Origin of the sequence: Pseudomonas sp. PONIH3 (genome assembly GCF_002934345.1) — a bacterium.
In the GTDB taxonomy this organism is placed as follows: Bacteria; Pseudomonadota; Gammaproteobacteria; order Pseudomonadales; family Pseudomonadaceae; genus Aquipseudomonas; species Aquipseudomonas soli.
Genome location: NZ_CP026386.1, coordinates 2,565,141 through 2,576,778, shown reverse-complemented (window position 1 = coordinate 2,576,778; position 11,638 = coordinate 2,565,141). Strand labels below are relative to the sequence as shown.

Annotated in this window: 10 protein-coding genes; 8 read left to right on the top strand and 2 right to left on the bottom strand. The window is 63.8% G+C overall.

Annotation, left to right across the window (positions count from 1 at the left end):
• Window positions 1-3 precede the first annotated feature (3 nt).
• From C3F42_RS11940 to lpxC, 4 genes are all read left to right on the top strand, one after another.
• Window positions 4-873 carry a cell division protein FtsQ/DivIB gene (locus C3F42_RS11940; RefSeq protein WP_023629819.1) on the top strand — a complete coding sequence of 290 codons (870 nt, stop codon included), beginning with the start codon at window positions 4-6 and terminating at the stop codon, window positions 871-873.
• Window positions 874-887: 14 nt separating this feature from the next.
• Window positions 888-2,156 carry a cell division protein FtsA gene (gene ftsA, locus C3F42_RS11935; protein WP_094010215.1) on the top strand — a complete coding sequence of 423 codons (1,269 nt, stop codon included), beginning with the start codon at window positions 888-890 and terminating at the stop codon, window positions 2,154-2,156.
• 55 nt (window positions 2,157-2,211) lie between these two features.
• Window positions 2,212-3,408, top strand: coding sequence for a cell division protein FtsZ (gene ftsZ / locus C3F42_RS11930; RefSeq protein ID WP_023629818.1), 1,197 nt, complete (start codon window positions 2,212-2,214; stop codon window positions 3,406-3,408).
• Window positions 3,409-3,520: 112 nt separating this feature from the next.
• Window positions 3,521-4,432 (top strand): UDP-3-O-acyl-N-acetylglucosamine deacetylase, encoded by a 912-nt coding sequence (lpxC, locus tag C3F42_RS11925; RefSeq protein WP_023629817.1) that lies wholly within the window; start codon window positions 3,521-3,523, stop codon window positions 4,430-4,432.
• A 104-nt stretch (window positions 4,433-4,536) separates the two neighbouring features.
• Here the strand turns inward: lpxC and C3F42_RS11920 are convergent, their stop codons facing one another.
• Window positions 4,537-4,986 (bottom strand): DUF721 domain-containing protein, encoded by a 450-nt coding sequence (locus C3F42_RS11920; RefSeq protein ID WP_023629816.1) that lies wholly within the window; start codon window positions 4,984-4,986, stop codon window positions 4,537-4,539.
• 351 nt (window positions 4,987-5,337) lie between these two features.
• Between C3F42_RS11920 and secA the strand changes: the two genes are divergently transcribed.
• From secA to C3F42_RS11900, 4 genes are all read left to right on the top strand, one after another.
• Window positions 5,338-8,073 carry a preprotein translocase subunit SecA gene (gene secA, locus C3F42_RS11915; RefSeq protein ID WP_031314821.1) on the top strand — a complete coding sequence of 912 codons (2,736 nt, stop codon included), beginning with the start codon at window positions 5,338-5,340 and terminating at the stop codon, window positions 8,071-8,073.
• An 88-nt stretch (window positions 8,074-8,161) separates the two neighbouring features.
• Entirely contained in the window at window positions 8,162-9,379 is a 1,218-nt protein-coding gene (gene argJ, locus C3F42_RS11910; RefSeq protein WP_038707417.1) for a bifunctional glutamate N-acetyltransferase/amino-acid acetyltransferase ArgJ, read from the top strand.
• 54 nt (window positions 9,380-9,433) lie between these two features.
• The gene (locus tag C3F42_RS11905; RefSeq protein WP_038707418.1) at window positions 9,434-10,066 is read left to right on the top strand and encodes a glutathione S-transferase family protein; all 633 of its coding nucleotides are present in this window, start codon (window positions 9,434-9,436) and stop codon (window positions 10,064-10,066) included.
• Entirely contained in the window at window positions 10,063-11,007 is a 945-nt protein-coding gene (locus C3F42_RS11900) for a Nudix family hydrolase (protein ID WP_038707419.1), read from the top strand. The genes C3F42_RS11905 and C3F42_RS11900 overlap by 4 nt, the downstream gene beginning before the upstream one ends.
• A 66-nt stretch (window positions 11,008-11,073) precedes the next feature.
• Here the strand turns inward: C3F42_RS11900 and C3F42_RS11895 are convergent, their stop codons facing one another.
• Window positions 11,074-11,637, bottom strand: coding sequence for a cob(I)yrinic acid a,c-diamide adenosyltransferase (locus tag C3F42_RS11895; RefSeq protein WP_094010214.1), 564 nt, complete (start codon window positions 11,635-11,637; stop codon window positions 11,074-11,076).
• Window position 11,638: the final 1 nt, after the last annotated feature.

Sequence of the window (11,638 nt, the reverse complement as noted above, 5' to 3'; positions counted from 1 at the left end):
GCCATGCAAGGCGCGATGATACGTCAGCAGCCACCCGTCACCGGCCGTAGCAAGCCGGTGCCGCGTGGTGCCAGCCGACTGGTGGCTGACGAGCCCGTATCGGCGCGCCTGCCGCGGCCAAGCTTCGGCGGCCTCAAGCGTCTGCTGTGGCCGGTATTGCTGGTGGCCGCCGGTTTTGGCGCCTATGAGGGTGCCATTCGCCTGATGCCCTACGCCGACCGGCCGATCACCAAGATTGCCGTGCAGGGCGACCTCAGCTACATCAGTCAGCAGGCGGTGCAGCAGCGGATCGCGCCCTACGTGGCGGCGAGCTTCTTCACCGTCGACCTCGCGGCGATGCGCGTCGAGCTCGAGCAGATGCCCTGGATCGCCCACGCCGAAGTGCGCAGGGTGTGGCCGGACGAGGTGGTTATCCGCCTGGAAGAACAGTTGCCGGTGGCGCGCTGGGGCGACGAGGCCTTGCTCAACAACCAGGGGCAGGCCTTCACCCCGCGCGAGCTGGCCAACTACGAGCACCTGCCGCAGCTGTTCGGGCCGCAGCGCGCTCAGCAACAAGTCATGCAGCAGTATCAGGTATTGAGCCAGATGCTGCGCCCCATGGGCTTTTCCATCGCTCGCCTGGAGCTGCGCGAGCGAGGCAGCTGGTTCCTGACCACTGGCGCGGGTAGCGCCGGCCCAGGCATCGAGCTGCTGCTGGGGCGCGACCACCTGGTGGAGAAGATGCGCCGTTTCATTGCCATTTACGACAAATCGCTTAAAGACCAGATCACCAATATCGCCCGCATCGATCTGCGTTATTCCAACGGACTTGCCGTTGGTTGGCGGGAACCGAATGCACCGACGACGGCCCAACCCGCCGTTGCGAAGAATTAGAGAGAGGCAGGACCATGGCAAACGCGCATAGCGGCAAAATGATCGTCGGGCTGGACATCGGCACCTCCAAGGTGGTGGCGCTGGTGGGTGAAGTCGGCGAGGACGGCACCCTGGAGATCGTCGGGATCGGCACCCATCCGTCACGCGGCCTGAAGAAGGGCGTGGTGGTGAATATCGAATCGACCGTGCAGTCGATCCAGCGCGCCGTCGAAGAGGCCCAGCTGATGGCCGGCTGCCGCATCCATTCGGCGTTCGTCGGTGTTGCCGGCAACCATATCCGCAGCCTGAACTCCCACGGCATCGTCGCCATCCGCGACCGTGAAGTCAGCACCGCCGACCTCGAGCGCGTGCTCGATGCCGCCCAGGCCGTGGCCATCCCGGCCGACCAGCGGGTGCTGCACACCCTGCCGCAGGACTACGTGATCGACAACCAGGAAGGCGTGCGCGAGCCCCTGGGCATGTCGGGCGTGCGCCTGGAAGCCAAGGTCCACGTGGTTACCTGCGCGGTGAACGCGGCGCAGAACATCGAAAAATGCGTGCGTCGCTGCGGTCTGGAAATCGACGACATCATCCTCGAGCAACTGGCCTCGGCCTACTCGGTGCTGACCGACGACGAGAAAGAGCTGGGCGTGTGCCTGGTGGACATCGGTGGCGGCACCACCGACATCGCCATCTTCACCGAAGGCGCGATCCGCCACACCGCGGTAATTCCGATCGCCGGCGACCAGGTCACCAACGACATCGCCATGGCCCTGCGTACGCCTACGCAGTACGCCGAGGAAATCAAGATCCGCTACGCCTGCGCTCTGGCCAAGCTGGCCGGTGCCGGAGAGACCATCAAGGTGCCGAGCGTGGGTGATCGCCCGCCGCGCGAGCTGTCGCGCCAGGCCTTGGCCGAAGTGGTGGAGCCGCGTTACGACGAGCTGTTCACCCTGATCCAGGCTGAGCTGCGCCGCAGTGGCTACGAGGACCTGGTGCCGGCCGGCATCGTCCTCACCGGCGGTACCGCGAAGATGGAGGGTGCCGTGGAACTGGCCGAGGAAATCTTCCACATGCCGGTACGCCTGGGCGTGCCGCACAGCGTCCGCGGGCTGAGCGACGTGGTCCGCAACCCGATCTATTCCACCGGCGTGGGCCTGCTCACCTACGGCCTGCAGAAGCAGTCCGAGGACCTGTCCCTGACCGGTATCAGCAACAGCAACAGCAGCAACAACAGCTATGGCGATGAACCCAAGGGGCCAGTGCTTGAGCGACTCAAGCGTTGGGTCCAGAGCAACTTCTGAGTTTCAAAGCAGTAGTGGTAGGCGCGACAACTAGAGAACTGTAAGGAGAGGGAAAATGTTCGAGCTCGTAGACAACGTCCCGCAAAGTCCGGTCATCAAGGTGATCGGCGTCGGCGGTGGCGGCGGCAACGCCGTCAACCACATGGTCAAGAGCAGCATCGAGGGCGTGGAATTCATCTGCGCCAACACCGATGCTCAGGCGCTGAAAAATATCGGCGCGCGCACCATCCTGCAACTGGGCACCGGTGTGACCAAGGGCCTGGGTGCTGGCGCCAATCCGGAAGTCGGCCGTCAGGCCGCGCTGGAAGACCGTGAGCGCATCGCCGAAGTGCTGCAGGGCACCAACATGGTATTCATCACCACCGGCATGGGTGGTGGTACCGGTACCGGCGCGGCGCCGATCATCGCCGAAGTGGCCAAGGAAATGGGCATCCTCACCGTCGCGGTGGTGACCCGTCCGTTCCCGTTCGAAGGCCGCAAGCGCATGCAGATCGCCGATGAAGGCATCCGCATGCTGGCTGAAAGCGTCGACTCGCTGATCACCATCCCCAACGAGAAGCTGCTGACCATCCTGGGCAAGGATGCAAGCCTCTTGTCCGCCTTCGCCAAGGCTGACGACGTGCTGGCCGGCGCCGTGCGCGGCATCTCGGACATCATCAAGCGTCCGGGCATGATCAACGTCGACTTCGCCGACGTACGCACCGTGATGGGCGAGATGGGCATGGCGATGATGGGTACCGGCTGCGCCAGCGGCCCGAACCGTGCTCGCGAAGCCACCGAGGCGGCGATCCGCAACCCGTTGCTCGAAGACGTCAACCTGCAGGGCGCTCGCGGCATCCTGGTGAACATCACCGCAGGGCCTGACCTGTCGCTGGGCGAGTACTCCGACGTGGGTAGCATCATCGAGGCCTTCGCCTCCGACCACGCGATGGTCAAGGTCGGCACCGTGATCGACCCGGACATGCGCGACGAGCTGCACGTGACCGTCGTGGCCACTGGCCTGGGCGCGCGCATCGAGAAACCGGTCAAGGTGGTCGACAACACCCTGCAGACTGCTCAGCAGGCATATGAGGCCTCCAATCCTGCCCCGGCTCGCCAGGAGCAGTCGGCCGTCAACTACCGTGACCTGGAGCGCCCGACCGTGATGCGCAACCAAGCCCACGCAGGTGCTGCGGCTGCCGCTAAACTCAACCCCCAGGACGATCTGGATTACCTGGATATCCCGGCGTTCCTGCGTCGTCAGGCCGATTAATGGAATTTATCAGGGGTATAAGGGTGATTGGTGTTCAGCAAAGGCCGGGTCTGTTATCATCCCCAGCCTTTGTTGATACCTGTTCGCAATTTGCGCTGAAGCGGCCAATGCCATGATTAGACAACGCACCCTGAAGAATACCATCCGTGCCACAGGCGTCGGCCTGCACTCCGGGGAGAAGGTCTACCTGACCCTCAAGCCTGCGCCTGTCGACACCGGCATCGTCTTCCGTCGCGCCGACCTCGACCCTGTGGTCGAAATTCCGGCGCGCGCGGCCAACGTCGGCGAGACCACCATGTCGACCACGCTGGTCAACGGTGACGTCAAAGTCGATACGGTCGAGCACCTGCTCTCCGCCATGGCGGGCCTGGGCATCGATAACGCCTACGTCGAGCTCTCCGCCTCGGAAGTGCCGATCATGGATGGCAGTGCCGGACCCTTCGTATTCCTGATCCAATCGGCCGGCCTGGAAGAACAGGACGCACCGAAGAAGTTCATCCGCATCCTGCGTGAAGTGACAGTGGAAGAGGGTGACAAGCGCGCCACTTTCCTGCCCTTCGACGGGTTCAAGGTGAGCTTCGAGATCGATTTCGATCACCCGGTCCTCAAGGGCCAGACCCAGAGCGCTGTTGTCGACTTCTCGAGCACCTCGTTCGTGAAGGAAGTCAGCCGTGCCCGTACCTTCGGTTTCATGCGTGACATCGAGTACCTGCGCAAGCACAACCTTGCGCTGGGTGGTAGTGTCGAGAACGCCATCGTCGTCGACGAGACGGGTGTGCTAAACGAAGACGGCCTTCGTTCCGATGACGAATTCGTCAAGCACAAGATCCTCGACGCCATCGGCGATCTGTACCTGCTGGGCAACAGCCTGATCGGCGAGTTCAAGGGATACAAGTCCGGGCACGCGCTGAACAACCAGCTGCTGCGCAAGCTGATCGCGGAAACCGATGCTTGGGAAGTGGTGACTTTCGAAGATGCCAGCACGGCACCGATCTCGTACATGCGCCCTGTTGCGGCTGTGTAAGTTCGAACACTCTCTCTAGTGATTAAGGCCACCCTCGGGTGGCCTTTTTTATACGCGATGATCCAGGTTGCATCTTATTTGGAGTCGGGTTTGAGCAAAACCGATCAAGTCTTGGCATGTGTCGCCAGCCGCTCCAGCGCCGCCTTGAGCTTGGGATCGCTGATGCCCTCGGCGGACCCGCGGATGCTCAACGCGGCAGTTTCCGTCAGCTCCGGGCCTTGGCCTGCGCGCTTCGCTGGGACCAAGGGCGGCTGTACCTTGAATTGGATGCGGCTGAGGTTGGCGAAGGCTTCCATGGCCTGGAGCTGGCGTTGCAGACGCTTCTGCTGGTAGCGCAGGCGGGTAGCCCAATGGCCGTCGGTTACCACCAGCAACAAGGTGCCTTCCTTCCAGGACGCCACGTGGCAATGCTCCCGGGCGGCCGGTTGCAACTGACTCTCGAGCAGACGCTGCAGATGCTCGATGCGCTCGGCTTGGTTGAGCAGCAAGCGCAGTGGCCGCGCCTTGCGCAGCAGGTCGGCGGGTGGGCGGGCAGGGCTAGGTTTGTAGGCCATGGGATTGCGCTGAAAATGACAGGACCATCAGTCTAACAGTTGGTCATTCATCACGGGGCCCGCTCGGCCCACACGCCGTGATCAGGGGCGGGAGCAGACTGGCCCCGCGATCGTCCGTCGGATCTTGATACAAGTCATTGGCGATACGTTTCATCTATGCGCACCTTGAACTTGTGCAAAAAGGCCCTATGTTAGTCAGGCCCCCTAAAAGCGCTGTGCCAGCATCGTGGAAATCCACCACTTTCCTCACCATCGTTTCCGGGTAGAATGCTCGTTCGCATGCGGCCTCTGGGCTGCACGGGCGACTCATGGGGCCGCCCTCCATCCCTACGTGTGGAAGATCCTGCCGATATGTTTGCGCCTTTGTTAAAAAAACTTTTTGGAAGCAAGAACGAGCGTGAAATCAAACGCATGCTCAAGACGGTGAGCACCGTCAATGCCTTCGAAGAGAAGATGGTGGCCCTCTCCGATGAGCAACTGCGGGGCAAGACCGCAGAGTTCAAGGAACGCCTGGCCAAAGGCGAAACGCTCGACCAACTGCTGCCAGAAGCCTTCGCGGTAGCCCGCGAGGCCGGCAAGCGCGTGATGGGCATGCGTCACTTCGATGTCCAGCTGATCGGCGGCATGACCTTGCACGAAGGCATGATCGCAGAAATGCGTACCGGTGAAGGCAAGACCTTGGTCGGTACCCTGGCCGTCTACCTCAATGCGCTGTCCGGCAAGGGTGTGCACGTGGTCACCGTCAACGACTACCTGGCCCGCCGCGACGCCAACTGGATGCGCCCGCTGTATGAGTTCCTCGGCCTGACCGTCGGCATCGTCTCGGCGTTCCAGCCGCCGGAAGAGAAGCGTGCCGCCTACGCCGCCGACATCACCTACGGCACCAACAACGAATTCGGGTTCGACTACCTGCGCGACAACATGGCGTTCAGCCAGGACGAGAAGTTCCAGCGTGAGCTGAACTTCGCGGTGATCGACGAAGTCGACTCGATCCTCATCGACGAAGCGCGTACCCCTCTGATCATCTCCGGCCAGGCCGAGGACAGCTCCAAGCTGTACATCGAGATCAACCGCCTGATCCCGCGCCTGACCCAGCACATCGAGGAAGTCGAAGGCCAGGTGACCCAAGAGGGTCACTACAGCATCGACGAGAAGAGCCGCCAGGTCGAACTGAACGAGGCCGGCCACCAGTTCATCGAGGACATGCTCACCCAATCCGGCCTGCTGGCCGAGGGCGAGAGCCTGTACTCCGCGCACAATCTGGGCCTGCTGACCCACGTCTACGCCGGCCTGCGGGCGCATAAACTGTTCCACCGCAACGTCGAGTACATCGTCCAGGATGGCCAGATCCTCCTGATCGACGAGCACACCGGCCGCACCATGCCGGGCCGCCGCCTGTCCGAGGGCCTGCACCAGGCCATCGAGGCCAAGGAAAACCTGAACATCCAGGCCGAAAGCCAGACCCTGGCCTCGACCACCTTCCAGAACTACTTCCGTCTGTACACCAAGCTGTCGGGCATGACCGGTACCGCCGACACCGAGGCGTTCGAGTTCGCGCAGATCTACGCGCTCAACGTGATGGTCATCCCGCCGAACAAGCCGTTGGCGCGCAAGGATTTCAACGACCTGGTGTACCTGACCGCCGACGAGAAGTACGCGGCGATCATTGCCGACATCAAGGAAAGCATGGCCCAGGGCCGTCCTGTCCTGGTCGGCACCGCGACCATCGAAACCTCCGAGCACATGTCCAACCTGCTCAAGAAGGAAGGTATCGACCACAAGGTCCTGAACGCCAAGTACCACGAGAAAGAAGCCGAGATCATCGCGCAAGCCGGTGCGCCGGGTGCCCTGACCATCGCTACCAACATGGCCGGCCGTGGTACCGACATCCTGCTGGGCGGTAACTGGGAGGCCGAAGTCGCCGCCCTGGACAACCCGACCGCCGAGCAGATCGCCCAGATCAAGGCCGACTGGCAGAAGCGTCACCAGCAGGTGCTGGAGGCCGGTGGCCTGCACGTGATCGCCTCCGAGCGTCACGAATCGCGCCGTATCGACAACCAGCTGCGTGGCCGTGCCGGCCGTCAGGGCGATGCCGGCTCGAGCCGCTTCTACCTGTCGCTGGAAGACAGCCTGATGCGCATCTTCGCCTCCGACCGGGTGAAAAACTTCATGAAGGCCCTGGGCATGCAGTCCGGCGAGGCCATCGAGCACCGCATGGTGACCAACGCCATCGAAAAAGCGCAGCGCAAGGTCGAGGGTCGCAACTTCGATATCCGCAAGCAGCTGCTCGAATACGACGACGTGGCCAACGAACAGCGCAAGGTGATCTACCACATGCGCAACAGCCTGCTGGCGGCCGAGAACATCGGTGACACCATCGCCGAGTTCCGCCAGGAAGTGCTCGATGCAACCATCAGCCAGCACATCCCGCCGCAGTCGCTGCCCGAGCAGTGGGACGTGGCTGGCCTCGAGGCTTCGCTGTCCAGCGACTTCGCCATGAAGCTGCCGATCCAGCAGTGGCTCGACGAGGACGATCACCTCTACGAGGAGACCCTGCGCGAGAAGCTGCTCAAGGAAATCACCGACGCCTACAACGAGAAGGAAGACCAGGCCGGCATCGACGCCCTGCGTACCTTCGAGAAGCAGATCCTGCTGCGCGTGCTGGACGACCTGTGGAAAGACCACCTGTCGACCATGGACCACCTGCGCCACGGTATCCACCTGCGCGGCTATGCGCAGAAGAACCCCAAGCAGGAGTACAAGCGCGAATCCTTCACCCTGTTCCAGGAGCTGCTCGAGTCGATCAAGCGCGACACCATCCGCGTGCTGTCGCACGTTCAGGTCCGTCGCGAAGACCCGGTCGAGGAAGAAGCCCGTCTGCGCCGCGAGGCCGAGGAACTGGCCAGCCGCATGCAGTTCCAGCACGCCGCCGCACCTGGCCTGGAAGGCGAGCAACTGGCCGAGGAGGGCGCTGAAGTCGCCGTCGCATCGGCCCCTGTGCGCAACGACATGAAGCTCGGTCGCAACGAGCCTTGCTGGTGTGGCTCGGGCAAGAAATTCAAGCATTGCCATGGTCAGATTGAATGATCTGAACCACCTGCAGTAACGTGACACATCCGGGGCCGCTTTGCGGCCCCGCTTTTTGTTCTCAACCGATTTATCTAGGAGCGCTCTAATGGCTGTTGGTCTTGGTCCCCTGCCCACCCTGCACCCGGTTCCCGGTTTCGAACTCGGTATCGCCTCGGCGGGCATCAAGCGCCCGGGGCGCAAGGATGTGGTGGTGATGCGCTGCGCCGAAGGCTCCAGCGTCGCCGGCGTGTTCACCCTCAACGCCTTCTGCGCGGCACCGGTGATCCTCTCCAAGCAGCGCGTGCAGGGCACCGTGCGTTACCTGCTGACCAACACCGGCAACGCCAACGCCGGCACCGGCGCCCCGGGCCTGGCCGCCGCCGAGCGCACCTGCGCCAGGCTGGCCGAACTGGCCGGCGTGCCGGCCGAGTCGGTCCTGCCGTTCTCCACCGGTGTGATCGGCGAGCCGCTGCCGGTCGAGAAGATCGAAGGCGCGCTGCAGGCCGCCCTGGACAATCTGTCGGAAAACAACTGGGCCGAAGCCGCCACCGGCATCATGACCACTGACACCCTGCCCAAGGGCGCCAGCCGTCAGTTCCAGTTCGACGGCAAGACCATCACCGTCACAGGCATCAGCAAGGGCGCGGGGATGATCCGCCCGAACATGGCCACCATGCTCGGCTACATCGCCACCGACGCCAAGGTCGCCCCGGCGGTGTTGAAGGACCTGATGCTCGACGGCGCCAACAAGTCGTTCAACCGCATCACCATCGACGGCGACACCTCGACCAACGACTGCTGCATGCTGATCGCCACCGGCAAGGCCGATGTGCCGGAAGTGACCGAAGCCAGCGGCGCGCTGTTCGAAGCACTGAAGCAAGCGGTGTTCGAAGTGTGCATGGAGGTGGCGCAGGCTATCGTCCGTGACGGCGAAGGCGCCACCAAGTTCGTCACCGTGCAGGTCAACGGTGGTGGCAACCACCAGGAGTGCCTGGACGTCGGCTACGCCGTGGCTCACTCGCCGTTGATCAAGACCGCGCTGTTCGCCTCCGACCCCAACTGGGGCCGCATTCTCGCAGCTGTCGGTCGCGCCGGCGTGCCCGAGCTGGATGTCAGCCTGATCGACGTGTATCTGGACAGCGTGTGCATCGCCAGCAAAGGCGGGCGCAGCCCGAGCTACACCGAGGCGCAAGGCTCGGCGGTGATGGCCCAGGAAGAGATCACCATCCGTATCGACCTCGGCCGTGGCCAGTGCAGCGAAACCATCTGGACCACCGACCTGTCCCACGAGTACGTGAAGATCAACGCCGAATACCGCACCTGATGTCACAGGGGCTGCACAGCAGCCCCAATATCCCGAATTTTATGGAGCCGAACCATGAGCTATCACCTGATCATCGGCGACAAGCTGTATTCCTCCTGGTCGCTACGCGGCGCCCTGGCTCTTGAGCTGGCTGGCACCCCCTACGAAGAAACCCTGGTCAAGCTCAACCAGCCCGACACCCGCCAGCGCCTGCTGGCCTTCTCGGCCACCGCCAAGGTGCCGCTGCTCCAGAGCGAGCATGGTGTGATCGCCGACTCCCTGGCCATCGCCGAATACCTCAACGAACGCCACCCTGAGGCTCGCCTGTGGCCTGAGGACATCGCCGCCCGTGCCCAGGCCCGTTCGGCCTGTGCCCAGATGCACAGCGGCTTCTTCGCCCTGCGCGGCGCCATGCCGTTCGACCTGTCCCGCGACCAGGCGCTGGAAAGCGTGCCGCTGGATGTGCAGGTCGACATCGACCGCATCGTCGCCCTGTGGTCCGAGTGCCGCCTGGTGGCCAAGGATAGCGGCCCGTTCCTGTTTGGCCGGCCGACCCTGGCCGATGCCTTCTTCGCCCCGGTGGCCGTGCGCCTGCGCACCTACCGCGTCGAGGTGCCGGCCGAGGCCGCCGCCTACATCGAAACCATCTACCAGTGGCCGGCCTTCCAGGCCTGGCAGCGGGCGGGCCTGGCGGAGCGTGAAGGGTGAAACGGATTCATGTAGTGGCCGCGGTCATCCGCGGTGCCGATGGTCGCATCCTGATCGCCCGTCGTGCGGATACTCAGCACCAAGGCGGCTTGTGGGAGTTCCCCGGCGGCAAGGTGGAAGCGGGGGAGAGCGTCGAAGCGGCGCTGGCCCGTGAGCTGCGCGAGGAGCTGGGCATCGAGGTCACGGGTTCACGCCCGCTGATCAAGGTCAGCCACGATTACCCGGACAAGCAGGTGTTGCTCGATGTGCGCGAGGTGGATGGCTTTACCGGTGAGCCACATGGGGCAGAAGGGCAGCCTTTGGCGTGGGTGGCTCCGCGTGACCTGGGGCAGTATGCGTTCCCCGAGGCGAACAAGCCGATCGTCGCCGCCGCGCGTTTACCTGATCAATACCTGATCACCCCGGACGGTCTGGAAGTGCCCGAGTTGCTCAAAGGTATCCAGAAGGCCGTGGCCAGCGGTATCAGGCTGATCCAGCTACGGGCACCGGACATGTACGACCCCAAGTACCGCGATGTGGCGGTCGACGCGGTCGGCCTGTGCGCAGGCAAGGCGCAACTGATGCTCAAGGGGCCGCTTGAATGGCTCGGCGACTTCCCGTCTGCCGGCTGGCACCTGACCGCCGCGCAGTTGCGCAAGTACGCGGCCAAGGGCCGGCCGTTCCCGAAGGAGCGCTGGCTGGCGGCGTCCTGCCACAGTGCCGAGGAGCTGGCATTGGCCGAGCAGATGGGGGTGGACTTCGTCACCCTGTCGCCGGTGCAGGCGACGCAGACTCATCCTGAGGCTGAGCCGTTGGGTTGGGATGAGGCACAGCGCTTGATCGCCGGGATCAGCCATCCGGTGTTTCTGCTGGGTGGGGTGGGGCCGGGTGAGCGGGAGCAGGCGTGGGATGCCGGTGCCCAGGGCGTGGCGGGGATTCGGGCGTTCTGGCCTGGGGCTTGAGTCATCCGCCAATCGCGGGGCAAGTCGGGGCGCCGCAGCGCCGCTCCGACTTGCCCCGCGATGCTTTCAGACGGGCTTCTCGGCCGCCTGCCACAGCACTTCGTCGACACCTTGGCGTCGTCCAATGATCCGTGCTGCGACAAACAGCAGGTCCGACAGCCGGTTGATGTAGGCCAGCCCCACTCCCTCCAGCGGCTCCAGCGTGTTCAACTGCTGGCAGCGTCGTTCAGCTGCGCGTGCCGCGCTGCGACATACATGGGCCTGGGCCACCAGCATCGAGCCTCCGGGGAGGATGAAGTTCTTCAGTGGCCCCAACTCGTCGTTCCAGCGGTCTATCGCAGCCTCCAGGCGCTCCACTTCAACGCTGTTCAGCGCCTGGTAAGTGGGCATCGCCAACTCGCCCCCCAGGTCGAACAGCCGATGCTGACAAGGCGCCAGCACCTCGATCAGCTCGCTCAGCCCTGCCTCGGCCAGACCCGCCAGCAACACGCCGAGCTGGCTGTTGAGGCTGTCGACCTCGCCGATCGCCTCGACGCGCGGATGGTCCTTGGGCACCCGGCGCCCGTCGCCCAGGCCGGTTTCACCTTTGTCGCCGGTGCGGGTATAGATCTTCGACAGGCGATAGCCCATG

Bases quoted from the DNA above. Each gene is read 5' to 3' on its own strand.
- C3F42_RS11940 (WP_023629819.1), top strand. From the start codon at position 4: ATGCAAGGCGCGATGATACGTCAGCAGCCACCCGTCACCGGCCGTAGC.
- ftsA (WP_094010215.1), top strand. From the start codon at position 888: ATGGCAAACGCGCATAGCGGCAAAATGATCGTCGGGCTGGACATCGGC.
- ftsZ (WP_023629818.1), top strand. From the start codon at position 2,212: ATGTTCGAGCTCGTAGACAACGTCCCGCAAAGTCCGGTCATCAAGGTG.
- lpxC (WP_023629817.1), top strand. From the start codon at position 3,521: ATGATTAGACAACGCACCCTGAAGAATACCATCCGTGCCACAGGCGTC.
- C3F42_RS11920 (WP_023629816.1), bottom strand. From the start codon at position 4,986: ATGGCCTACAAACCTAGCCCTGCCCGCCCACCCGCCGACCTGCTGCGC.
- secA (WP_031314821.1), top strand. From the start codon at position 5,338: ATGTTTGCGCCTTTGTTAAAAAAACTTTTTGGAAGCAAGAACGAGCGT.
- argJ (WP_038707417.1), top strand. From the start codon at position 8,162: ATGGCTGTTGGTCTTGGTCCCCTGCCCACCCTGCACCCGGTTCCCGGT.
- C3F42_RS11905 (WP_038707418.1), top strand. From the start codon at position 9,434: ATGAGCTATCACCTGATCATCGGCGACAAGCTGTATTCCTCCTGGTCG.
- C3F42_RS11895 (WP_094010214.1), bottom strand. From the start codon at position 11,637: ATGGGCTATCGCCTGTCGAAGATCTATACCCGCACCGGCGACAAAGGT.